A 23,637-nucleotide genomic window follows, 5' to 3' on the forward strand; every position below is an offset into this window, starting at 1 on the left:
AGTTTCTGCTAAGCAACCAAAAAAGTCAAGTAGCGATAAATATAAAAAGCCATAACTAATAGTTATGGCTTTTTATATTTTTAAGAACAACTTACAAGAGTTTACCGGTTTCAGGCTTATATCTAAGACGTAAGTTGCAGCATTTTTTATATATGTTTTATATATGGCTGCTTGATATTGGTCTCAGCTATTGCTTCTAGCGACTGCTTATATATTTAATTAAATGATATTAACGCACAACGCCGCGGCGACTTTTTTGTAGCGAATCGATTAGCAGCGCAATTTTTGGTTCTTGTGGTAACAGCTCTTCTTTTAATATCTCTAGCGCTTGAGCCGTCGTTAAGCCTGAACGATAGACAGTACGGTATGCTTGACGCAAGACATCAATCGTCTCTTTAGACCAGTCTTTACGGCGCATACCTTCGACATTTAGACCATGTGCTTTTGCAGGATTGCCAGATACCATGGTAAAAGCAGCCACATCCTTTAGAATAAGACTTGCGCCACCCACCAAGCTATAATCATCAACGGTACAAAACTGATGAATACCGGAATTACCACCGATAATCGTATGATTACCAATGGTCACATGGCCTGCAATGCCGACATTATTGGCCAACACATTATGATCGCCAATTAAGCAATCATGGGCGACATGGGTATTGACCATCAAAAGATTATGATTGCCAATCTTAGTTAGGCCGCCATCTTGTTCAGTACCACGGTGTAAGCTACAGGCTTCACGAATGGTATTATGATCGCCAATCTCAAGCCACGTACGCTCACCAGCGTACTTTAAATCCTGCGGGTCTTCACCGATGCTGGCAAACTGATAAAACTGATTATACGCACCGATACGCGTCAGTCGTGCCACGACCACATGACGGTGTAAAACCGTATGGGCGCCAATGGAAACTTCATCACCGACAATACAATAAGGACCAATGGTGGCAGTTTCATCAATCTTAGCGGACGGTGAGATGAGTGCTGTTGGATGGATCTGACTCATAATGAGGGCCTTTGTATCATCTGATGCGAGTAAATGGTAAAACAAATACAGACAGTTTAGCGTTAATAATCACCCTAATACCAGCTCTGTTTAAAAAACACTGTGTCTAAAACTATTATTCTGTCTAAAATATAAATATAACGCTAATCTTTACTATTCGCGGCAGCCAGCAGGTCTAAAAAATCTCACCGACCCGCTGCGCAACGTCTATAGAAATACTCTATTGTTCCTGACGTGCAATCATAATCTGAGCGCTAGCAGCAAGCTCATCTTCGACGTGGACGGTACAATCAAACTTATAAATACCCTGCTTTTGCATCACGGTTTTGGCACGGATAATCAGCTGGTCACCAGGGATAACACGGCGCTTAAAGCGTACTTTATCCACCCCAGCAAACAGATACAGATAACCATCTTCTGCCGTCAAACCGGCGCTGATAAAACCAAGAACACCGGATACCTGCGCCATCGACTCAACCATCAAGACACCTGGCATAATCGGCTCATCAGGAAAATGTCCATTAAAAAACTCTTCGTTAATGGTCACATTTTTGATACCGGTAATACATTCACCAGGGGTACAAGATATCACCCGATCGACCAGCATAAATGGATAACGATGCGGCAGATAATGCTTTAGGGTATGGTAGGTTAAGGGTAATGTTAAACCTTGTTCCGCCAAACTTTTGATGTCTTCATCAGTAGGTCTATCAATATCAGTTATGCTCATAATGGGGCTTCCTTGCTATATGCTAAGCTTTACTTTGTCTTTAAGCGTTGCTGTGTTTTTAAACTTTATATATAATTAACTGTTGCGTTAACTGAGTGCTTATTGTCAGGTATTAATTGCGCTGTGCTAGTCATGCTGTACCGGTCATGCTGTACCGGTCATGCTGGATTAGTCACGACCAAGCTGGCGAAAACGTACCGCTGCACGCCGCCAATTGGCAGTTGGCATGGCGGCTGTTCCAGAAGAGTATGAGCCCGCCTTTGTGATGGATTTTGTCACCATGGTCATGCCAGATAATGTCACATCATCAGTAATGTCAATGTGACCAGTAATGCCAACAGCGCCCCCTATAATGCAGCGCTTGCCAATCGTCGTACTACCTGCGATACCAGTTTGCGCCGCGATGGCGGTACCATCACCGATACGCACGTTATGGGCAACTTGTACAAGATTGTCAATAATAACATGATTGCCAATCACCGTATCGTCAATAGCGCCGCGATCGATACAGGTTTGGCTACCAATCCGAACATGATTGCCAATCACCACACGTCCTAGCTGAGCAATACGCTCCCAACCTGTAGTACTAGGATTGCTGGTGGGTGCAAAGCCGAAACCTTCAGCCCCTACACTAACCCCAGCGTGCAATCTAACATGATTACCAAGTACACAATCGTGTCCGATGACCACTTGCGATTTGAGCACACAATCGCTGCCAATCGTGGTATTTGCTTCGATGACCACATTTGCATCAAGCATACTACGGTCACCAATTTGCACCTGTTCGCCAATGACACAAAAAGGTCCAATAGTCACTCCATTACCAATCACTGCGCTTTCAGCGATTACGGCGCTAGGATGAATACCGCCTACCAATGGCTGATGAGCAAAAAGTTGACTGGCGCTAGCATAAGCCAAATAAGGCGCAGCAACGACTAATGCAACGGCAGTTTTGGCAACTTTATCATGATGTTCTGCCGTGGTCAGCACTGCCCCTGCCTGACTGTTTGCTAAGCTAGGAAGGTAGTGCGGATTGGCTAAAAAACTTAATTGCTGCGGATTGGCGGTCGTTAAATTACCAACACCGTCTAAATTTAGACATAATTGTGCAGCGCTAAGTTCGCCCTTGTTAAGAACAGGCTGACGCTGCTCAATCCGAGTGATGAGTTGCTCAATCGTTATCATAATTGTTATTAGTATAGTGGCTGTTAGTATTGGTATGAATAAGATGGTCGCCAAGGTGAGATATCATCTTGGCGACCTGCTAAAATCTAATTGTCTATTAATTTATTTAGCTACATAAACTAAAACAATTAAATGATTTTACATAGATTCTTTGGACTAAAAAGTATTACCAATTTGGAACTGAACCTTTTCAGTTTCATCGCCTTCTTTGTCACCGATCGGCACCGCATAACTGAGAGAAATCGGACCAATTGGCGTATACCAAGTGACACCTAAACCAGCACTAAAACGCATCTTATTATCTTGGGTTAATAATGGTACACCGGTATCTTTTCCAGTAGCCGGATCAATAAAGGTGCGGTCTTCTTTATCTGTCGTATCAAATACTTGACCGCCTTCAGCAAACAGTACCGGACGTACCTGATCTGCCCAATCACCTTTAAATGGCATAGGTAAAATCAGTTCTGTACCAAAGCTAACCAACGCATTACCACCAATCTCTTCTGGTTTCAATGAGCCTGGTTGATCACTAACGGCATCATAGTAGCTTTGCGATTTAGGCCCAAGCGTTGAGGCTTCGTAGCCACGTACCGAACCATAACCACCGGCATAGAAGTTTTCATAAAACGGCAAATCATTACCGTAGCCAAGTTTGGTATAACCGCGCGCCACCCAATCTTTATAGATAGGTTGATAAATATTGCCGCGATAAACCAGTTTCTGATAACTAGCATCACCAAGACCAATGGTCGCATCGACCGTATGGCTCATACCTTTATTTGGAAATACTGGACGATCTAACGTGCTGTAATCCCAGCCAAATAGTAAGTTATAGCTTTGATATTCGTTTTTAAAACCGGTACGACCTGAAAGCTCTTCTTCCCCTTTATCATTAGTAAAAGTGTACTTCTCAAACGTACCACCATCATCCATAATTTGCTGCACGTTTGATACACCAAGGCGGCTACCACCACGTACGGTCGTATTATCAACGTTCAAGCCCGCACTCACGCGTTTGGTTTCATCAACAGGATAACTATAGTTCAGCGTAGCACCATAAGCATCGGTGACATAGTTACTAACGTTTCTGTCATCGTACTTGGTTTCACGATAATAAGCACTGATACCTTGCGAAACACCGTTTTCTGTAAAATAAGGGTCAGTATAACCCAAGCTATAAGAGTCACGCGTCTCAGAACGCGATAGTGCCGCTTTCACACGGTTACCAGTACCCATAAAGTTGTTTTGGGTCAAGTCTAACTGGAACGTCACACCACCACTTTGCGAGTAACCCGCAGCAATAGTGGAGCTACCAGAAGGCTGCTCTTCAACTGTATAATTCACATCGACTTGGTCTGGCTGATTAGGTACGGGTTTGACATCGACATTGACGCCTTTAAAGAAACCGGTACGCATCAAGCGTGTACGTGATAGTTGAATCTTATCACTAGAGGCAAGAGCACCTTCTAACTGACGCATTTCACGGCGCAGTACTTCATCTTGGGTTTTTATATTACCCGTGAAGTTGATACGGCGAACATAGATAGGACGCGCAGGATCAATATAATAATCGACATCGACTACTTTAGTCTCATCATTGATACGCGGGACCGGTCTGATTTGGGCTAAATAATAACCTTCATTACCATAACGACTCTTAAGGGCGGCCGTTGTAGCATCCAGCTTAGCTTGTGAATATTTTTCATTGGGTGCAAAAGTAACCAGTTCTTTTAACTCGTTGTTTTCAAAGGTTGGCTTACCTAAGAAGTTCACTTCACCAAACTGATATTGCTCGCCTTCACTTAAGCTGACTTCGATAAACACACTGCTTTTATCTTCGCTAATGTTAAGTACGGCATTGTCTACTGAAAAGCGCACATAGCCATCGTTTTGATAAAGGGCTTTTAGATTCTCTAAACTGGCCGCCAGTTTTTCTTTGGCATAGCGATCAGACTTAGACAACAGACGCGTCCATGACGACTCTTTTACCGCAAAAACGTCTTTTATCTGCTCATCACTAAAGTGTTTATTACCAATAATATTGATATCGACGACTTTAGCAGGCTTGCCTTCAACAAAGCGCACATCCAGTTTTACGCGATTGCCATCTAATAACGTTTGATCGACTTCAATATTGCTATTGTAATAACCTTGACTGATATATTGCTGCTGTAACTCGTTGGCAACGCCTTGCAACGTGGCTTGTTTCAGCACATCACCGACAGACAAGCCTGCATTACCAAGCCCTTGTTCAAGCCCTTCTTTTGGGATGAGTTTATTGCCTTCAAAGTTGACTTCAGCGATGATAGGACGCTCGACGACATCAAAGCGCAGCTTGCCACCTTCGACACGGCTTTGAATATCGGCGAAGTTTTCAGTCGCATATAACGCCTTAATACTGGCAGCCAAATTACTATCATTAACCGTATCACCCACCGTAATAGGTAAAACTGGATAGAGACTATCAGGAGTTAGGCGTTGTAGACCGTTGAAACCAATGTCAGTCACTACAAATTCTGCAGCCTGAACGGGCATACTCATCATCGCTACAACTAACGGCAACCCAGCCGCGCTCATAAATAAAGGCGTACGCATAAACACTATCCGTCAATAAAAAACTTGCTTAAGTTAAGGTAAAAAGCACGTGTTGTCTAGCCCATTTCGCATAAAGTCGTAAACTTCAGCGTGGGAGACTCAGGACACTTTATATAAAACGCATCATAAAATAAACTAAAAAATAAAATTAGTACAGTGGCGACATTATGAAATAAACACCGTATCGCTTCAATCATCAGTGCTTGATAAGGGCGCAACCATTAGCCTATCGCGGCTTACTTGCCAAGCGACAGCATCCTTTGTCAAAATAGCCGACTGATATCATTACCAATTGCTAACACCATGAAACCTGCCAGCAAGAGTAAACCGATATTAAGTCCAACCATTTGCACGCCTTCAGAGAGTGGTTTACCGCGTATCAGCTCAATAACGTAATAGACAATATGCCCACCATCTAATACTGGAATGGGTAAAAGATTCAATACGGCAAGGCTTAAACTGATCAAAGCTGCTGTAGATAATACCATCTGCCAGCTAATATCAAAGCTTTGTTTGGCAACTTTTGCAATGGTAATGGGACCTGATAAATTCTCTAAACCTATCATGCCAGACAGCATCTTGCCCATTGAGCTCACCGTCATAACTGCTAACTGCTCCGTCTTCTCAAATGACTTCACCAATGACTCGCCAGGACCGTAAACGACGGTGGTTTTATAGGCATCAGGAATCACGATTTCAGACTGTGCCACCATAGCACCAATTTGCCCGTAATCGTTACCTAAATTGTCTTTTTTACCTTGCGGCATAATAGATAATTGTACCGACTTGCCATCACGCAGCACGGTGAAACTCAGTAAAACCTCAGGGCTATCACGAATGATACGCGTGGCACTGATCCAATCACTAATCTCTTCACCGTTAATGGCTGTAATGCGGTCACCAACCTGTAAGCCTTGGCGACTGGCAGCGCCATCGGGCGTTAAATCGCCAACGATTGGTGCGATGTTTGGTTGCCACGGTATCATACCAAAGCTTGATAACGCATCTTTGCCTTGCGCATCGCCTTGCATAAATTCTTTAATCGGTGCTTGATAAGTTTTGGTCGCGTTATTACCTTCTGCATCAGACTGTAAGGTGACACTGACATTATCCGTTTCACCCATACGCCCCGCCAAACGATAGTTAATACCTTCCCACGTTTGCACCTCATGACCATCGATTGCAACGATTTTATCACCAACGGGCAACTGTGCCATCGCTGCTGGCGTGTCGGGTAATACTTGCCCAATCTTTGTCGCTAATTGCTCTGATGGGGTCATAAACAACACCCAAAATAGCGCAATAGCGATGACAAAGTTCATGATAGGACCCGCAGCAACAATCGCAATTTTCTTCAGCGGATGTTGACGATTAAAGGCTAGATGCTGCTCATCGGCTGCCACCTCGCCTTCACGCTCATCGAGCATTTTGACATAACCACCAAGTGGTAATGCCGAGATGCGATAATCAATACCGCTCTTTTTACTGGTCCAACCAAAGAGTTTTGGGCCAAAGCCGATAGAATAGGTCAGCACTTTAACGCCGCAAAGACGCGCCACGATGTAATGACCCCACTCATGTAAGGCGATGAGCGGACCTAAGACAAATATTGCCGCAAGCAGCGTTAATAAAAACGTCATGATCTTTTCTCAGTATTAGCTCTTAGTATTGTCTTTTAACATCGTTTATCACTATCATTTCTTGGCGTACTGTTTAGCATCATCTGTCGATATCACTTTTTAACAGCATTTATCAAATAGCTAAATTTTATAGGTTTAGGCCAACTTTGCGACTAGCGTATCAGCATGTTGACGCGCTATTTTATCGATAACTAAAATATCTTCAATATCGGCGGTCTCATCTAATACGGGCACCTGTATCTCATCTAATGCTTGCGCATTAATATCCGCAATATCGGTGAGGCGAATTTGCCCGTTTAAAAATGCCGCAACCGCAATTTCATTGGCAGCATTTAGCACAATCGTGGCCTGTGTACCCGCTTGCATCGCCTGTCTTGCCAAACGCAAACAGGCAAATTTTTGCAAATCAGGCTCAATAAACTCTAAACCACTTAAGGCAAATAAATCTAATGGCTGCGAGCCGCTATCGATACGGTCAGGATAACTGAGCGCGTGGGCGATTGGTGTCTTCATATCGGGACTGCCTAGCTGCGCTAAAAAGCTGCCATCGCTATATTCTACCATTGAGTGAATAATACTTTGTGGGTGAATGACCACATTTATCTTATTTTCTGGCAGATCAAATAAATGGCAAGCTTCAATCAGCTCAAGCCCTTTATTCATCATCGTAGCCGAGTCGACCGATATCTTTTGCCCCATCGACCAATTCGGATGTTTGACCGCTTCTGCAACACTAGCTTGCTGCATCTGTGCAAAAGACTGTTGCAGAAATGGTCCGCCAGATGCCGTCAACCATAATTTACGCACACCATAATTTGGCTGATGGACTTGGGTATTGTCTTGCTGAATCGCTAATGGCAAACACTGAAAAATGGCGTTATGTTCTGAATCTAAAGGCAACAAGGTCGCATGATGCGTTTTAACCGCATTAATCATGACTTTCCCTGCCATGACCAAGGCTTCTTTATTGGCCAGTAAGATACGCTTACCTGCGCGTGCGGCAGCTAAGGTAGAAGGCAGACCGGCTGCGCCTACGATAGCCGCAACAACGGTATCAGTTTGCGTATCGGTTGCAATATCGACCAGCCCTACTTCACCGCCGACCACATCAATATTTAAACCTGCTGCGCTAAGACGCTGAGCGAAATCATCGACCGCTGCTGTCGGCACACTGACGCGTTTGGGCAAAAACTGCTGACAGAGAGCAAATAGCTTATCTAAACGGTGATAGCCTGATAAGGCATAAACTTCATAGTTCTGTGGTTGCGCCGCTAAAATTGCTAACGTGCTATCGCCAATCGAGCCTGTCGCGCCTAGTACGGCGATGCGTTGGGTCATAACCATCTGTGCCTATAATACGGTGAAATTAAATGAGAAATAAATATAAGTCATAAGACCTAATAATAGGCAGCTTAGTCGCTACCAAATACGTAAGCCTTACTTCTTTTTATATTTTTAGCCTGATAGCTTTTTACTTTTGGACTACTTATTGTTATGCGACAATTAAACCAAGCTGCTGTAGCGCCCAAAAGCCCAGTGCAAATATCGGTGTGGCAGATAATAACGAATCAATGCGGTCAAGAACCCCGCCATGCCCCGGTAAAATCGTTCCAGAGTCTTTGACATCAGCACGGCGTTTGAGCATCGACTCAAACAAATCACCCAGTACGGACGCTAAAATTGTCAGTGCCGACAAGGCTACAAAAGTGACTAATGGTACGCCAGTCAATTGTAGTTTAAAGACACTAATGACTATGACCACAAGCAAACCCGTGACTAAACCGCCTGCCAGTCCTTCCATACTTTTATTGGGGGAGACATTTGGTGCCATCTTGCGGCGACCGAACTTACGCCCAACAAAGTAAGCGCCACTATCGGCACACCAGACCAATAAGAATACATACAGCAGCCACCATGCTGACAGCTGCCATAAGTAGAACATAGCGGTAATGGCGGCGGTCAATATTACTGCACCCATCAATGCCAATTTTTTACCGTACCAGTTGGTATGAGTGGGAAATACCCGCACCCAAGACAATGCCATTAGCCAAATAACCAATGACGCCACCCACCAAAACAGCCAAGTGATCTTAAACATCAGCGAAACGATGGTCAGTGCTAAAACCAAGAGCACAAATAGTGCAGGCTGCTGCCATTTCGGCATCAGCTTGGTCCACTCGTGGGCGGCGATAATGACGCCAATCGCCAAAAGTGGCGCAAATAAAATAGGAGTTTGGCTCGCAAACATTGCAATACCAACGATAATAACGAGAACAATTGCCGTCTTAATTCGTTGCCACATACTTATCGAGCCTTATATAACGAAGAATGTTTGGTCAAAATGCATCATAATTATGAACTATAACAGTGAACCATAATAGTCCATCAATTATGATTAACGCTCATTAAAGCAGCTTATCATTGACCAAACAAGTGTAATTCAAATTACTAGAACTTCTTAACCTATCATTTTTACAGTCGCTATTGCCCGCGCCCTTCTTAATGAATTTGTTGCTCTATCACCACTTGTTCGCTCGTTTTACCAAAGCGGCGTTGACGTTGGGCGAATTCGGCTATCATCGCGGCCAACTCTGCTACTTTAAAGTCCGGCCATAGTGTTTGGGTAAAGAACAATTCAGCATAGGCAGATTGCCACAACAAGAAGTTCGACAGACGGTATTCGCCGCCCGTGCGTATCAACATATCGACTGCTGGCGCATCGGCTAATTGTACATAATCACCAAGCATCTCTTTATTAACGTCTTCTGCACGCAGCTTGCCTGCTTCTACTTGCTGTGCCAACTGTTTGGCGGCATGAGCAATATCCCACTGACCGCCATAACTAATAGCGATGACTAAAGTCATGGCTGTAAAATCAGCCGTTTTTGCCTCAGCATCTGCCATCAATACTTGCAAATCTTCACTAAGCTGACTGCGATCACCAATAAAGCGCAGGCGAATGCGATATTTGAGCATACGTGGCATTTGCTCATTGATGGTTAGGCTCAACAGTTGCATCAACAATGCCACCTCACTCGGTGGACGTTGCCAATTTTCACTAGAAAAAGCAAATACAGTTAGTACTTCAATGCCAGTACTGACACAGTATTCGACAATAGGATCTAGCGCATCTTTACCAGCGATATGCCCCTGACCTTTGCCTAAATGATTGATTTTACCGTAACGATTATTGCCATCCATGATGACAGCGATATGACGCGGAAGAAGAGCGGGAGATAAAGCATCTGGAGTAGACATAGGCTAACTTGCTTGTGGTTTGGATAAAGTAATGGTAATCGAACTGAATGACAGTCTGGCAAAAAATTATTGCCTATTTGCCTTACATCTACTAAAAAACCTAAGTGTATTAAAAAACGACGAAAAGGCTTGGATATAGAACTTATAGCAAAATAAAAGCTTAATTTCTTATACGACAATCATTCTGATACGGCAATAAACAGCCAATCATTATTCAATATTGGCTGTTTTTTTAGAGAAAGAATATGGACAACGAATTATCTTTGACGAAAGTGCATTGTCTTTAACTAACTAAATAACTAAATGAAAAGACAACGCTTCTTTCCTACACTTCCATCAAGTCACTTTCTTTTTTGCTTAAGCGGCTGTCAATCGTTTCAATATACTTGTCAGTGATTTTTTGAATATCATCACTGGCGCGGCGCTCATCATCTTCTGAGATTTCTTTCTCTTTTGCCAACTCTTTAATATCATTCATCATATCACGGCGGATATTACGGATAGAAACGCGGCTGTTTTCAGCTTCGCTACGAGCAAGCTTTTGCATATCGCGGCGCGTGTCTTCGGTCAACGCTGGCATCGGCACACGAATCACGTCAGCTGTCATCGGGTTTAAGCCCAAGTCTGCTTCGCGAATGGCTTTATCAATCGCTTGTACCATAGTACGCTCAAATGGCTGTACCAATAGCGTGCGCGAATCTTCGACGTTGACGCTTGCCACTTGATTCAATGGCGTATCTGCGCCGTAGTAGCTAACCATCACACCAGATAGCATACCTGGATGGGCTCGACCAGTACGTACTTTACTAAAGGTGCTTTCAAGCGCCTCTAGCGTCTTTGCCATACGTGCTTCGCCGTCTTTCTTAATCTCATTAATCATCATGTATCCTTATTTATCGCTATCGATAAAGCAGTCATTATTGTTAGGTATAAAGCTGTTAGGTATAAATCTTATTCAAAGATTGCTGCTCACCACATCAGTGATTTCATGCTCATATCAATGATAAAGCCTACGCTTAAGCTTAATGATAAACGCGCGTGCCTTCATTTTCGCCCATAATAACGTTTAATAATGCGTTAGGCTTGGTCATATCAAACACTTGCAGCGGTACATTGTGCTCACGGCATAAAGCGATTGCCGTTAAGTCCATTACACCAAGTTTTTGCTCGAGCACTTCATCAAAGGTTAAGCCATCATATTTTTTGGCATCAGCATGTAAGCTTGGGTCTTTATCGTAAACGCCATCAACCTTGGTCGCTTTTAGAATTAAGCCCGCCTCAATTTCAATACCACGTAAGCAAGCGGCAGTATCAGTGGTAAAGAAAGGGTTACCAGTACCAGCGACAAAAATACAAACTTCGCCGTTTTTGAGATAACGAATAGCGTTACGACTACTATAGCTTTCAGTGACTTCGCCAATTGGCAATGCTGACATCAAACGCGTTTTAATATTACGACGCTCAAGGGCATCACGCATCGCCAAACCATTCATGACAGTGGCAAGCATGCCCATTTGGTCACCAGTCACTCGGCCAACCAAGCCTTCTTTTTGTAGCTGGGCGCCGCGGTATAAGTTCCCACCGCCAACGACGATACCGACTTGTACCCCAAGTCCGCGCAAGTGGGCGATAGACAAGCTCATCTTATCGAGCACTTCGGTATCAATCCCCATCTCTTTACCACCGGCTAAGGCTTCACCAGAGAGTTTCAGCAAGATACGAGAGTAACGCGGGTTTTTGTCAGACATGAGGTCACCTTGTTAGCATTAAATTATAATTAAAATGAGCGGTAAAACACCAATAGAGTTTGCCGTTAGATTTACCCGACCTGCCATAACCCGAAGCACTATAAAAAACACCATGATTGATGACAAACGGGTAAAAAGGCTAAATTGCGCTAATTGTAGCAAAAACTGCCCGCTATTGGGCAATTTTCACTCGTATATTGTAGTGACTAATCAGCTATTATCACTAATCAGCTACTGTAACTAATCAGCCTTATAGCTAACTAGCCTTTGTAACTGGCAAACAAATCATACTCACTAGCGTCATCGATCGTGACGGTTAGGAACTGTCCGACTTTGACTTGCGCCGTGATATCATCAACGTAGACATGACCGTCAATCTCAGGCGCATCAGCGTAGCTACGGCAAATCGCAATGCCCTCTTCACTATCAATCTCATCGACCAATACCATTAGAGTTTTACCGACTTTCTCTTGTAGTTTTTGTGCTGAGATATCCTGTTGTAGCGTCATTAAACGCTCATAGCGCTCTTGCTTAACGTCTTCAGGTACGTGGTTTGGCAAATCATTGGCGACCGCACCCTCAACTTCTGAATAAGTAAAAGCACCAACGCGATCAAGGCGCGCCTCGACCAACCAATCAAGCAGGCATTGGAAATCTTCTTCCGTCTCACCAGGGAACCCAACCACAAAGGTTGAACGAATAACGATATCAGGGCAAATCTCACGCCATGCTTTGATACGCGCCAAGGTGTTTTCACTATGTGCTGGACGCTTCATCGCTTTGAGGATGCGATGGCTGGCATGCTGGAATGGAATATCAAGATAAGGCAGCAGCTTCTTCTCGCCCATTAGCTCAACGACTTTATCCACATGCGGATATGGATAAACATAATGCAAGCGCACCCAAATACCCAAGTCATTTAATGCTTGGCATAAGTCATAAAATTTTGACTTAAGCGGCATACCATTCCAAAAGCTGGTTCTATATTTTAAGTCCAGTCCATAAGCGGAGGTATCTTGCGAAATAATAAGCAACTCTTTCACGCCAGCGTTTTTCAGCGCCAAAGCTTCATTCATCACGCTATCAATTGGACGCGAGACCAAATCGCCACGTAAGCTTGGAATAATGCAAAAGGTACACCGATGGTTACAGCCTTCCGATATTTTTAAATACGCATAATGGCTTGGGGTTAATTTGATGCCCGCCTCATTAATCAAATCTATCTTTGGATCATAGTTTGCATCCTGACTGCGATTCGGCTTGGGCACATGCTGCGATACGGCGGTAATCACTTCATCATAAGCATGCGCACCGGTCACGGCTAGCACAGCTGGATGCATTTTACGGATTTTTTCCGCTTCTTTACCTAAGCAACCTGTCACGATAACTTTACCGTTTTTGCTAATCGCTTCACCGATAGCGTCCAACGACTCTTGCACTGCGGACTCAATAAAGCCGCAAGTATTGACCACGACCAAGTCTGCGCCTTCATAATCACTGGCAACTTGATAACCATCACGGCTGAGTTCCGTGATAATGCGCTCACTATCGACCAAGGCTTTTGGGCAACCTAATGACACAAAGCCAATCTTTGGCGCTGCGTTCACTGGCGCATTCATAGTCGCTGCTGTCGCTTTCGCTGATGTAGCTGAAACCACATCGCTACTTTGCTCAATGCTACGGTTTTGATTGTGGTTGGCTTTATGGTGATAAGGTTGAACACTGTCCGTCGAGCTTTGCACGGGCGTTGCCGTTGGCTTAGCAGGATTAAAAATAGTGGCAGTGTCTTTTGGCATAGAAGCTGAAGATGTAGAAGCTGGCTGTGAAGGGGCTATAGTCGTATTAACGGACTCGGTAGAAATATTGGGCATGGCTGACCTTGCTAGAGAAAAATGGCTGTGCGCATTGTACGTTTTTTTTGCAAAAACCGCCAGTTTTGCCGCTCTATAGTGTTGATTTATGGTTAAATATTATATCGAGCATCTCTTTACTCTAGGCAGCACTCATGACCGCTGATTTGATCACCGCAAAACCAACGCCAGATTTGGCATTTATATCGCAGCATTTATTTACAGCTATCTTATGGATCAACGATGAATTGTCTATCACTTGGCTAAATGCCCAAGCTGAGCAGTTACTGGCTATCAGTAGTGGACGCCTGCTTAATCAATCAATACTGACGCTGCTTGCACCCGATGAGTTAAGGTTAAAAGACAGTCTTATTAATAATAATCGAGAAGATAAAACTTACTCTTTGACGGAGCGCTTTTTTCAAGCAAAGAAATATCAACAACCCTTTATCGATCATGATCACCTTATACACACCCAGCTCAATGGCGGACTGACACTATCCGTAGATTATAGCGTGACGCCCGTCATCTACGAGCAGCAGCCTTATTTTATTATTGAGATGTGGGGCAAAGATCGGCAAAGTCGTATTTCAGAAGAACAACGCCAACAGCAGCAATATAGCGTTGCCCGTCATATGCTGCGTTCGGTCGCCCATGAAATCAAAAATCCATTGGCGGGTATTCGCGGTGCCGCGCAATTATTGCAGCGGCAATTCATCAAATTTAGCGATATGTCTTCTTTTGAAAGGGAGGCTACCGCTGTTATCAGCAATGAAAACACCGATTTAAATCATAACAATACCCTGCAAAAAAATGCGATAAAGCTCTGCAATTATACCGATATCATTATCTCAGAGACCGATCGTCTGACCCAGTTGATTGGACAGCTCCTTGGCTCAAGTCAGCTACCAAACTGGCAAATACTAAATATCCATGAGCCGCTAGAGCATGTTTTGGCCTTAATAGTTAACCAATATCCAGAAATGACGCTACAGCGTGATTATGATTTGTCATTGCCTGAGTTATGCGCGGATAAAGATCAGTTAATCCAAGTGTTTTTAAACCTTATTAATAATGCTTGCGAATCGATGACTGAGTTTAAGCAAACGCTGCAACAAAACGTGCCAGCCGCATCCAATAACTTGTCGTCAGATATTGTGCAGAGTCATCTTGACGGTGCTAGCAGCTATCAACCAAAACTGCATATTCAAACGCGGGTTGCCTTTCAACACACCATCGGTAGCCAACAGCATAAACAAGTCTTACAAATTACCATTACCGATAACGGCTCAGGGATAGATGATGCGCTGATTGGTCAGATATTTTTCCCGATGGTGACCAGCCGTGCCGCTGGCACTGGGCTTGGCTTATCTATCGTGCAAGATATCATCAGCCGCCATCATGGTATGATTGATGTCAGCTCAAATTCATCACAAAGGGATAATCCGAATTATAATCCCATTTATAATCGCATCTATAATGACAATAACAGTCAGACCCGTTTTACCCTTTATTTGCCTTTCCAACAGCCAATCGCTGCAAGTTAATGCTGCCACCTCCATCCTCTCACTGCTTATTAGGCGAAACACATGACTCAGTATAATGACACTCAACATCTTACGAGCAATGAGCAAATCCCAATGGTCACCGTCAATAACGCGCCTGATGCCACTCCAGCGACATTATGGCTTATCGATGATGATGCAGCGCTGCGTTTGGTATTGGCAGATACTTTTGAGGATGCCGGTTTCAACGTTATCAGCTTTACCCAAGCGCAAGCTGCATGGACCCGCCTTAATGATGTCTTGCAACAGCACGAAGCAGCCGACCAACTACCAGATGTGATATTGACCGATATTCGTATGCCTATGATGGATGGTCTGTCCTTTAGTGATTGGGTGCATCAACACTTCCCTAAGCTACCGATTGTCATTATGACGGCGCATTCCGACCTTACGTCTGCGATCAGTAGCTATCAAACTGGCGCATTTGAATATCTGCCCAAGCCCTTTGATTTAGATGATGCAGTCGCCACGATTTATAAAGCCATTAATTACCAACCGAATCTAGTCGTATCAAATCATTCAATCGAGTCTAATACGAATGTAAGTACCGATACCAAAGAACAGCCTGCGAGCAAACCAAATGTAGCCAAATCAGCTAGAAAACCCCCTAAAGCTGCTGAAAATAAAGCTCAGGAAAAACCCAAATCCCAAACTAATAACAACCCAAGCGGCATTATTGGTCAATCACAAGCCATGCAAACGGTATTTCGCGCTATTGGGCGCTTAGCGCACTCACCTATTACCGTCTTGATTACGGGAGAATCAGGTACGGGTAAAGAGTTGGTTGCTAGCGCTCTACATGAGCACTCTCCGCGAGCGCAGCAACCTTTTATTGCTCTTAATATGGCCGCTATCCCGCATGATTTAATTGAGTCTGAGCTATTCGGTCACGAAAAAGGCGCGTTTACTGGCGCAACAACAACGCGGCAAGGTCGTTTTGAGCAAGCTGATGGCGGGACATTATTCTTAGATGAAATCGGTGACATGCCGTATAGCACCCAGACGCGTTTGCTACGAGTACTGGCCAATGGTGAGTTTTTTCGCGTAGGCGGACAACAGCCGGTCAAAGTAGACGTACGCATCATTGCCGCCACCCACCAAAACTTAGAAGCGCTCGTCAAACAAGGTAAATTCCGTGAAGATTTATTTTATCGACTCAATGTCATTCGCCTGCCATTACCGCCATTACGGACGCGGCCTGAAGACATTCCAGCATTAGCCACCTACTTTATGCTGCGCGCCGCTAAACAGATGAATAGCGCTGAAAAGCAGCTTCATCCGACAGCACTACAGGTGATGCAATCTTCTGAGTGGCGTGGCAATGTCCGTCAACTTGAGAATGTCTGCCTCTGGTTGACGGTGATGGCAACGGGCGATACGGTCATGGTCGAGGATTTACCACCAGAGTTACTTGAAACTATTCCCTCGCCTCTAGAGCCTCGGTCACAGCAAGACCTGTCTGTAAAAGAAGCCACTCAAAATCAGCAACACAGTGATGGCGCGTATAGTCCCAATAAAAACCATCAAGACAATAAAAACGTTCAAAATAATCAAGTCAGTCAAACTAATGAAAACCAGAACTGGCAGCAGGCACTTGCCATATGGGCTGAGCAGTCTCTGCAAACTGGCGAAACTGATATCTTGCAAACCGCAGCGCCAGAGTTTGAACGTGTATTGCTTAAAGCTGCTCTAAACCATAGCGGTGGTAAAAAGATAGCAGCCGCTAACTTACTCGGTTGGGGACGCAATACTTTGACGCGCAAATTACAGCAATTAGAGATTACCGCATCAGAGCAAAATAATTGAAATTAAAACCAGAAATTATCATTAAAAATTCCTATAAATATCAGTATTTTATAAAATCCATCGAAAATAATTGCTAAATAATTAAAAATAATCGCAAATAGGGGTTGCCAAACGATTCAAACTCTATATAATAGCCAACCACTGAGACGCACTACCGAATCAGTTAACTATCTCGATGGCATTTGAATTTAACTGCCTTTGATGATAGAGTAACGAAAATGGGGCTGTGGCGGAATTGGTAGACGCACCAGATTTAGGTTCTGGCGCCGCAAGGTGTGAGAGTTCGAGTCTCTCCAGCCCCACCATTTTCGGATAGTACATCTTAGACCAAATATTAAAGCCTGCTTTTTAGCAGGTTTTTTTGTGTCTAGAGTTTAGCATTCATGATTATAATCTTTCCAAATCCACCACAATATCTTCCATACTTTGATACCTTCTCTCTACCCGCTTTGCCAACGTTTTATTAATGATACCTTGATAGCAACTATATTCTAACGGCAATGTTGGAACTAGCTGTTGGCAATGCTGAGTCGCCCATTCTCTTAACGGCGCACCACTCGGATTATCAATCTTAAACGGTCGCTTGCCCGTTAATATTTCATACATCATTATCCCAAACGCGTAAATATCACTTTGTAGCGTTGCGCCCTGTCCTTGCCAGCGTTCAGGGGCAAGATAGGCTGGCGTACCAGCACTATCTCCCGAATTATTTTTATCACTGTTTTGAGCAACATCGTGATTAATTGCTTCTGCCAAAGCAAAGTCAGTCAATAATAAATCAGGTACGATACTGCTATTATCCGCATGATTTGGCATGAAACCATCTAGCAAAATATTACTAGGCTTAATATCATTATGTAGCCAGCCAATGTTATGTAGCTTGGCTACGAGAAGAGCAGACTGCACAATAAAATGATGCTTTTGTATGTCTGTTAATCGTGAGTGATTTTGAGAATTAAGCTGAGATGCCAAGCTGCCATTTGGATAATAAGGCATGACCAATACAATCAGCTGCGAAGACGGTTTTAGTATTTGAATCGTGACGTTATCGTAGGCTAGTATTGGTGGAGCGATAGCAGGCAGGCTGTTTTCACTGATTGATATATTTATAGATTTTAAAACGTCAGCCTCGTAAGCTAAATCAGCCGATTTCTTATTGCTGTCAGCACTTAGCTGCCATTTAATCATCACCTGACCAAACTGTGCATGCTGGCCGCGCGTTAACCCTTGGTAATTGGCCTCACCACTATCACTTTGCTGACTGAGTCGTTGATGCGCTATCTTGCTATAATGCAAGCTTGAGAATAAAGTCGTCAGCACTGGCAGAGTTTGCTGCGCTTGCATTTCTAACGCTTGTTCTGTACTTACGTGCTTTGCACACGCTTTTTCTGTAGATGGATTACTGGCACTATTTTTCATGGTAAAGTGAAGCCTTTATGCGTCTAGTATGCCAAACGACATTTTAATTTATATAAGCGATCAATTATTATGCCCCAATCCACTAACACCCATATGAATTATGCCCTACCCGACCATTTATTGGATTTGCTTGGGCAGTACCTCCAAGAGCAGGTCACGCCAACCATCGAGATTGATCCTGAACAGCTGGCCTATCGCTGGGTTGGCGGTCATCAGGGTCATCTAGAGCCGCTGGCTGTTAACTTGTTTTTAAGTTTAGATGACTTGCATGGTATCGATACGCAAAAGGCAAAACTGGTACAGAATACACGGCAGTTTCTAAAGGGCTATCCTGCCAATCACGTCTTGATGACAGGTACACGCGGCGCTGGCAAGTCATCGCTGATTCGGGCATTGCTACAAGCTTATCATAGCGAAGGACTGCGTATTATTGAAATTGCCCGTGATGACCTGCGGGTGCTTGATAAGATTCGCGCCGCCATTAATGCGCTGCCAGCGGATTGTGGCTGCCACTATGTGGTGTACTGTGATGATTTGGCGTTTAACGGTCAAGATGAGAGTTATCGGACGTTAAAAAGTGTGTTGGACGGCTCGCTGGATTCAGAGCAAGACAAGCTATTGGTCTATGCAACCAGTAACCGCCGTCATCTTTTGCCACAACTGATGAAAGACAATGTCAATATTTATAATGGTCAAACCGATGAGGTCAACCCTTATGAAACCATTGACGAGACGGTATCGCTGTCTGATCGATTTGGGCTTTGGTTGTCCTTTCATCCCATGGATCAAAACACTTACTTACACATCGTGCGCCATTATTTATCGCTTTCGCCAAACCGCACTCTAGATAATGCGAATGACGTTAAAGAAAGTAATCATAATGAAGAAGAAAATAAGACGCTACCTGATAATATCAGAGCAGCAGCATTACGCTGGGCATCAGAGCGCGGTGGACGTTCAGGACGAGTGGCATATCAATTTAGCCGCTACTGGATAGGACAGACACGCTTGGCAGCTGAGGATAATAACTCTTAAAAGTTATTTAGATTTATTGTTTATAATCGCGTGCAGAGCCTAGATACTGCACGCGGCTACCCTCTTCTTCGTCTATCAAATCAGCTGAGCCATTCACCATATATTGGTCAAAATCTGCTGCCAACCATAGATTGCCTGCATAAGCACTTTGGGCATCCAAACGAATATGCGCCATGTTCGGCGTACTACTCTGTGGGTTATCAAAGCTTTGGTAGCGAGCGCTAAAATGGGTCAAAATTAAATTTTTAAGCTCGTATTTTTGGGCAAATTGACCTACTAACTGCGCGCTACTATGCATGGGATCAAAGTCTGGGTTTTTTACCTGAATCTTATTTAACACTTCATGAGTATAAGTGGCTTCATGCACCAGTAGATCTGCATCGACTACCGCAGCACTTAGGCACTCTGGGGTATCGTTATCACCTGCAATCACTACCCGAGTACGTTGGCTGTCATTATCGACATAATCTGCTGAGTAAAGCTTACGGCCACCTTCGGTCACAACATCTTCGCCCTGTTGCAGTCTGCCCCACAGCGCGCTTGCTGGAATACCTGCTGCTGTTAATTTATCGTTATTAAGTGTACGTCGGCTGATGGTTTCAGTCATTGCAAATCCATAAGAGGCGACACGATGCGATAAAGGATGAATATCTATAACTAGCTGATGCTGGTGGTCTAAATTGATCGTTACTTCACCTTTATGCTTATTATTTGGCTCAGACAACAAATCTTCTATCACCATAAAGTTAATGGCAAACGGAAAGTACAGCTCAGTCGTTACCGTAATGGCCTCAAGCAGCGTTGCTATCGCTTTTGGCGCAATAAGCGTTAGCGCCGCAGTACGTCCTGACATGGCCGCACTCGCCAGCAATCCTGGCAGACCATAACAATGATCGCCATGCACATGGGTAATACAAATCGCTTCGAGCTGATGTAAAGATAGCTTGGTATGTAAGAGCTGCTGCTGTGTGCCTTCACCGCAATCAATTAAAACCCAAGGACGCGATTCTTTCTTTTGTTGTTGACTTGCCCCTGAGCTATAAGGATTGACGCACTCAATGGTAAGCGCCGTGACATTACGCTGCTTAGTTGGCACCCCTGCGGAGGTACCCAAAAAAGTGAGCTTTAGCATAGACGTCCTCTTCTATCTAAACCGTTATTTTCTACAACGACTGGCATAGCATGGTTCTTTGACCTTCAATCATTTGCCCGCCATTGGCCGTACATTCATTGACCATATTGGACTCATAAGATTTCCAACCACCATAAAAGCTGGCAACACATAAAATCACTACCAGCAATTTTTGTGACCATGCTTTGATAGATACTTGCTGGCTATGCACACTACCATCGGTACTATTCAGCGCTTGTTTAGCAGCAACCTCACTGTCAGTGGGTTTACTATTGGGTTTATTCAGGTCTGTCATTTTTTATCCTAAAAAAGGTTTTGTCTATAAATAAACAAAACCTTTTATTATCATATTAAATTAGTCATTGATTAACGATTAAATGCGCCTCGTTTAGAACTGTAAACGACCGCCCTTTTCTTCGGCACGCTTAAAGGCATCGCGCTCTTCACAACGTTTGAGCCAGTTTAAGATATTGGCATATTTACTGCTATCTAAACCGCCACCAGCATTGGCACCGACAACAGCAAGATGCATTTGGATATCAGCGGCACTGAATTCGCTACCGGCAAACCAATGATTGTCTTGCAGATGCTGCTCCATCATGGTCAATATGGTATCTAAGCTTTTGCTAATCATGCTTTTTTCGACTTGATTGCGGATGCTTTTGCTCACAGGCTTGATAAGCATCGGCGACTGTTCAACCACTTTGGTAAATACCAAACGCATCACCAATGGCGGCATCACTGACGCTTCGGCAAAATGCAGCCAAAAGGTATACGCTTCCCACGCCGCTTCGTTGTCATCCGCAGGCTTAAATTGCTTCTCGCTATCATAATGCTTAAGCAAATACTCAATGATAAATCCTGACTCAATGAGCACACGCTCATTTACTTCTAACATCGGCGCATGACCGAGCGGATGTATTTGTTTTAAACTGTCAGGCGCGCGGTAGGCTTTATTGCGCGCATAGCAGGTCAGTTTATAATCAACCTCAAGCTCTTCTAATAGCCAGATAATACGAAACGAGCGTGAGTTTGCTAAATGATGAAGGTGTAACATAAACCATCCTAGTTATAGTGTGAATAAGCGATAATAGTAAGCAATAATAATGATAGGTAGCGCCCGCATTCCATTGCTAACATTGCTAAGCCTTTTGAGCAGCATTAGACATGATTGATTAGGCATGATTAAGCATTGTTTTCAGCGTGGCAGCACTGCTGTCGATAATAGCGCAATTAACCAGCCTTTAACACAGAAACTGTGTAGAGCACGGCTACAAAACCATGCCTAGCAAGTCAAACTTATCGCCCTTAAGCTGTCAGTGTTATTTAGCATGTAACTCTTCAATTTTGCGCGTCATCTTGTCTATTTTTTGCTGATATTTTCTAATCTTACGGAAACGATGCGCGGTCAGTACGCCTTTGATACGGCGATTTTTTAGGCGGCGGCGCGGCGGGAAACTGCCGACCTGAGGCTCGTTATACCCTTGCAAGCGGTCGTCACGCTTACGAGTCACATAACCAAGCGCACTATCGGCAATCATAATCAGCAGCGCGATAAAAATCATGCCGTACATAAATAACGAGCCACCTTCATCGATGCTTTGGTGCAAAATCGTAATAGAAAATATAAATAGGAATATCGGCTCAAGGTAGCATAAAGTGCCAAATAGCGAGACCGGCAGCTTTTGACTAGCGACCATAGTCAGCGCCATCGCCGCTGTACTGATGATACCCAGTAGCGGCAACAGATACCAAAATTTATCCGTCGCTATCGCAAGCTCAAAGCCACCGCTCATATACAAGGCGATGATAACCACCGGTGTTAATAAAACCAAATCCGAAATAAGCCCCGTAATCGGCGGTACAGCAAGCTTACGACGCAGGAGATAATAAGGCGGATAACCCAAACAGACAAATAAGGTTGCCCAAGAAATAGCGCCATATTGCCAGACGTCATAGGCAATACCGAGCGCAGCACAGATGGTAGCCACCCACTGTAGCAGCGTCATGTCTTCATTATAAAAAAAGCGCCCCACGATAATCATAATCATTGGGTATAAGAAATACCCCAATGTCACCTCTAGACCCAAATCATTGACGGGTGCCCACATAAATATCCAGATTTGCGCGCCCAAAATCGGTGTGGGTATGATAAATAAAAACCACTCTTTTGCGGTCTTTAAGGTTTTGAGATAATCAAAAATATGCTGCCATTGCTTAAGGACACTGACCAGTAGCACCAAGCTGAGTAGCATCATCAGCACACGCCAAGAAGCAACTTGCGTCCCCGATAATGGCTGCATCAATAGACCAAATAAAAATAGCAATGCATAGAGAAAATTTGCTGCCACTGCAACGATGGTGCCCTGCGACGTCTGATTGGTGGGGAACATAACAACAGCCTTTAGAGATAAGCGCACGTCCTTGGCAATTTTGAAAAAAAACAAAAGCCTCAGACGCGAACGTCGGAGGCCTTCTGTCTATAAGCTTTTTATCTATAGAATCTTTTGCTGATAAATCAATCGTATAATGTTGAGATAAACGCTGTAAATACTGAGTGCTTATATCAAGCTTTACATTATGTCAAAGTCAGAATAGATAAGCAATACATTGACTTAACCCGCCTATTCATTTTGATATATGGCTTATTAACTCTATCCGTTTA

Annotated in this window: 19 protein-coding genes and 1 tRNA gene; 4 read left to right on the forward strand and 16 right to left on the reverse strand. The window is 43.9% G+C overall.

What is annotated here, in order from left to right; translation table 11 throughout:
• Nucleotides 1-229: 229 nt before the first annotated feature.
• The 11 genes from lpxA to rimO form a co-directional block, all read right to left on the reverse strand.
• Nucleotides 230-1,009 carry an acyl-ACP--UDP-N-acetylglucosamine O-acyltransferase gene (gene lpxA, locus PG901_RS07870; RefSeq protein ID WP_271134117.1) on the reverse strand — a complete coding sequence of 260 codons (780 nt, stop codon included), beginning with the start codon at nt 1,007-1,009 and terminating at the stop codon, nt 230-232.
• 220 nt (nt 1,010-1,229) lie between these two features.
• Nucleotides 1,230-1,739, reverse strand: a complete 510-nt coding sequence (gene fabZ, locus PG901_RS07875; protein ID WP_227670482.1) for a 3-hydroxyacyl-ACP dehydratase FabZ — start codon at nt 1,737-1,739, stop codon at nt 1,230-1,232.
• 168 nt (nt 1,740-1,907) lie between these two features.
• A complete protein-coding gene (gene lpxD / locus PG901_RS07880; protein WP_271134118.1) occupies nt 1,908-2,924 on the reverse strand; it encodes a UDP-3-O-(3-hydroxymyristoyl)glucosamine N-acyltransferase in 1,017 nt (338 codons plus the stop codon).
• Between the two features lie 156 nt (nt 2,925-3,080).
• Entirely contained in the window at nt 3,081-5,519 is a 2,439-nt protein-coding gene (gene bamA / locus PG901_RS07885) for an outer membrane protein assembly factor BamA (protein ID WP_271134119.1), read from the reverse strand.
• 263 nt (nt 5,520-5,782) lie between these two features.
• Complete coding sequence (rseP, locus tag PG901_RS07890; RefSeq protein WP_271134120.1) at nt 5,783-7,159, reverse strand: RIP metalloprotease RseP; 1,377 nt, start codon at nt 7,157-7,159, stop codon at nt 5,783-5,785.
• 135 nt (nt 7,160-7,294) lie between these two features.
• Nucleotides 7,295-8,503 carry a 1-deoxy-D-xylulose-5-phosphate reductoisomerase gene (gene ispC, locus PG901_RS07895; RefSeq protein ID WP_271134121.1) on the reverse strand — a complete coding sequence of 403 codons (1,209 nt, stop codon included), beginning with the start codon at nt 8,501-8,503 and terminating at the stop codon, nt 7,295-7,297.
• 148 nt (nt 8,504-8,651) lie between these two features.
• Nucleotides 8,652-9,461, reverse strand: a complete 810-nt coding sequence (locus tag PG901_RS07900) for a phosphatidate cytidylyltransferase (RefSeq protein WP_271134122.1) — start codon at nt 9,459-9,461, stop codon at nt 8,652-8,654.
• A 197-nt stretch (nt 9,462-9,658) separates the two neighbouring features.
• On the reverse strand, nt 9,659-10,417 hold the full coding sequence (uppS, locus tag PG901_RS07905) for a polyprenyl diphosphate synthase (RefSeq protein WP_271134123.1): 759 nt from the start codon (nt 10,415-10,417) through the stop codon (nt 9,659-9,661).
• Between the two features lie 325 nt (nt 10,418-10,742).
• Nucleotides 10,743-11,297: a ribosome recycling factor gene (gene frr, locus PG901_RS07910; RefSeq protein ID WP_201565416.1), complete on the reverse strand. Its 555-nt coding sequence runs from the start codon at nt 11,295-11,297 to the stop codon at nt 10,743-10,745.
• Nucleotides 11,298-11,439: 142 nt separating this feature from the next.
• Nucleotides 11,440-12,165 (reverse strand): UMP kinase, encoded by a 726-nt coding sequence (gene pyrH, locus PG901_RS07915; RefSeq protein WP_149489717.1) that lies wholly within the window; start codon nt 12,163-12,165, stop codon nt 11,440-11,442.
• Nucleotides 12,166-12,425: 260 nt separating this feature from the next.
• Nucleotides 12,426-14,036 (reverse strand): 30S ribosomal protein S12 methylthiotransferase RimO, encoded by a 1,611-nt coding sequence (gene rimO / locus PG901_RS07920; protein ID WP_271134124.1) that lies wholly within the window; start codon nt 14,034-14,036, stop codon nt 12,426-12,428.
• A gap of 134 nt (nt 14,037-14,170) precedes the next feature.
• On the opposite strand from rimO, the gene PG901_RS07925 reads away from it, so the two are divergent.
• The 3 genes from PG901_RS07925 (at nt 14,171) to PG901_RS07935 (ending at nt 17,691) form a co-directional block, all read left to right on the forward strand.
• The gene (locus PG901_RS07925) at nt 14,171-15,562 is read left to right on the forward strand and encodes a two-component system sensor histidine kinase NtrB (protein WP_271134125.1); all 1,392 of its coding nucleotides are present in this window, start codon (nt 14,171-14,173) and stop codon (nt 15,560-15,562) included.
• 42 nt (nt 15,563-15,604) lie between these two features.
• Nucleotides 15,605-17,386, forward strand: coding sequence for a sigma 54-interacting transcriptional regulator (locus PG901_RS07930; RefSeq protein WP_271134126.1), 1,782 nt, complete (start codon nt 15,605-15,607; stop codon nt 17,384-17,386).
• 220 nt (nt 17,387-17,606) lie between these two features.
• Nucleotides 17,607-17,691: transfer RNA gene (locus tag PG901_RS07935), tRNA-Leu, on the forward strand.
• A gap of 82 nt (nt 17,692-17,773) precedes the next feature.
• On the opposite strand, the gene PG901_RS07940 is transcribed toward PG901_RS07935, so the two are convergent.
• On the reverse strand, nt 17,774-18,805 hold the full coding sequence (locus tag PG901_RS07940; RefSeq protein ID WP_271134127.1) for a serine/threonine protein kinase: 1,032 nt from the start codon (nt 18,803-18,805) through the stop codon (nt 17,774-17,776).
• 69 nt (nt 18,806-18,874) lie between these two features.
• Here PG901_RS07940 and PG901_RS07945 point away from each other — a divergent pair, with 69 nt between their 5' ends.
• On the forward strand, nt 18,875-19,840 hold the full coding sequence (locus PG901_RS07945; protein ID WP_271134128.1) for an ATP-binding protein: 966 nt from the start codon (nt 18,875-18,877) through the stop codon (nt 19,838-19,840).
• Nucleotides 19,841-19,853: 13 nt separating this feature from the next.
• Here the strand turns inward: PG901_RS07945 and PG901_RS07950 are convergent, their stop codons facing one another.
• From PG901_RS07950 to rarD, 4 genes are all read right to left on the reverse strand, one after another.
• Nucleotides 19,854-20,972, reverse strand: coding sequence for a ribonuclease Z (locus PG901_RS07950; RefSeq protein ID WP_271134129.1), 1,119 nt, complete (start codon nt 20,970-20,972; stop codon nt 19,854-19,856).
• Between the two features lie 31 nt (nt 20,973-21,003).
• Nucleotides 21,004-21,267: a hypothetical protein gene (locus PG901_RS07955; protein ID WP_271134130.1), complete on the reverse strand. Its 264-nt coding sequence runs from the start codon at nt 21,265-21,267 to the stop codon at nt 21,004-21,006.
• 93 nt (nt 21,268-21,360) lie between these two features.
• The gene (locus tag PG901_RS07960; protein WP_201625113.1) at nt 21,361-22,029 is read right to left on the reverse strand and encodes a glutathione S-transferase; all 669 of its coding nucleotides are present in this window, start codon (nt 22,027-22,029) and stop codon (nt 21,361-21,363) included.
• A gap of 265 nt (nt 22,030-22,294) precedes the next feature.
• Nucleotides 22,295-23,365, reverse strand: a complete 1,071-nt coding sequence (gene rarD, locus PG901_RS07965) for an EamA family transporter RarD (protein ID WP_201565401.1) — start codon at nt 23,363-23,365, stop codon at nt 22,295-22,297.
• Nucleotides 23,366-23,637 lie beyond the last annotated feature (272 nt).

Origin of the sequence: Psychrobacter sp. ANT_H3 (assembly GCF_027919975.1) — a bacterium.
Lineage (GTDB): Bacteria > Pseudomonadota > Gammaproteobacteria > Pseudomonadales > Moraxellaceae > Psychrobacter > Psychrobacter maritimus.

Excerpts from the sequence above, each read along its gene's own strand:
- PG901_RS07940 (WP_271134127.1), bottom strand. The coding sequence starts at position 18,805 with ATGAAAAATAGTGCCAGTAATCCATCTACAGAAAAAGCGTGTGCAAAG.
- fabZ (WP_227670482.1), bottom strand. The coding sequence starts at position 1,739 with ATGAGCATAACTGATATTGATAGACCTACTGATGAAGACATCAAAAGT.
- frr (WP_201565416.1), bottom strand. The coding sequence starts at position 11,297 with ATGATTAATGAGATTAAGAAAGACGGCGAAGCACGTATGGCAAAGACG.
- uppS (WP_271134123.1), bottom strand. The coding sequence starts at position 10,417 with ATGTCTACTCCAGATGCTTTATCTCCCGCTCTTCTTCCGCGTCATATC.
- bamA (WP_271134119.1), bottom strand. The coding sequence starts at position 5,519 with ATGCGTACGCCTTTATTTATGAGCGCGGCTGGGTTGCCGTTAGTTGTA.
- rarD (WP_201565401.1), bottom strand. The coding sequence starts at position 23,365 with ATGTTCCCCACCAATCAGACGTCGCAGGGCACCATCGTTGCAGTGGCA.
- PG901_RS07960 (WP_201625113.1), bottom strand. The coding sequence starts at position 22,029 with ATGTTACACCTTCATCATTTAGCAAACTCACGCTCGTTTCGTATTATC.
- PG901_RS07925 (WP_271134125.1), top strand. The coding sequence starts at position 14,171 with ATGACCGCTGATTTGATCACCGCAAAACCAACGCCAGATTTGGCATTT.
- rseP (WP_271134120.1), bottom strand. The coding sequence starts at position 7,159 with ATGACGTTTTTATTAACGCTGCTTGCGGCAATATTTGTCTTAGGTCCG.
- PG901_RS07950 (WP_271134129.1), bottom strand. The coding sequence starts at position 20,972 with ATGCTAAAGCTCACTTTTTTGGGTACCTCCGCAGGGGTGCCAACTAAG.
- PG901_RS07945 (WP_271134128.1), top strand. The coding sequence starts at position 18,875 with ATGCCCCAATCCACTAACACCCATATGAATTATGCCCTACCCGACCAT.
- PG901_RS07930 (WP_271134126.1), top strand. The coding sequence starts at position 15,605 with ATGACTCAGTATAATGACACTCAACATCTTACGAGCAATGAGCAAATC.
- lpxD (WP_271134118.1), bottom strand. The coding sequence starts at position 2,924 with ATGATAACGATTGAGCAACTCATCACTCGGATTGAGCAGCGTCAGCCT.
- lpxA (WP_271134117.1), bottom strand. The coding sequence starts at position 1,009 with ATGAGTCAGATCCATCCAACAGCACTCATCTCACCGTCCGCTAAGATT.
- PG901_RS07955 (WP_271134130.1), bottom strand. The coding sequence starts at position 21,267 with ATGACAGACCTGAATAAACCCAATAGTAAACCCACTGACAGTGAGGTT.
- pyrH (WP_149489717.1), bottom strand. The coding sequence starts at position 12,165 with ATGTCTGACAAAAACCCGCGTTACTCTCGTATCTTGCTGAAACTCTCT.
- PG901_RS07900 (WP_271134122.1), bottom strand. The coding sequence starts at position 9,461 with ATGTGGCAACGAATTAAGACGGCAATTGTTCTCGTTATTATCGTTGGT.
- ispC (WP_271134121.1), bottom strand. The coding sequence starts at position 8,503 with ATGGTTATGACCCAACGCATCGCCGTACTAGGCGCGACAGGCTCGATT.
- rimO (WP_271134124.1), bottom strand. The coding sequence starts at position 14,036 with ATGCCCAATATTTCTACCGAGTCCGTTAATACGACTATAGCCCCTTCA.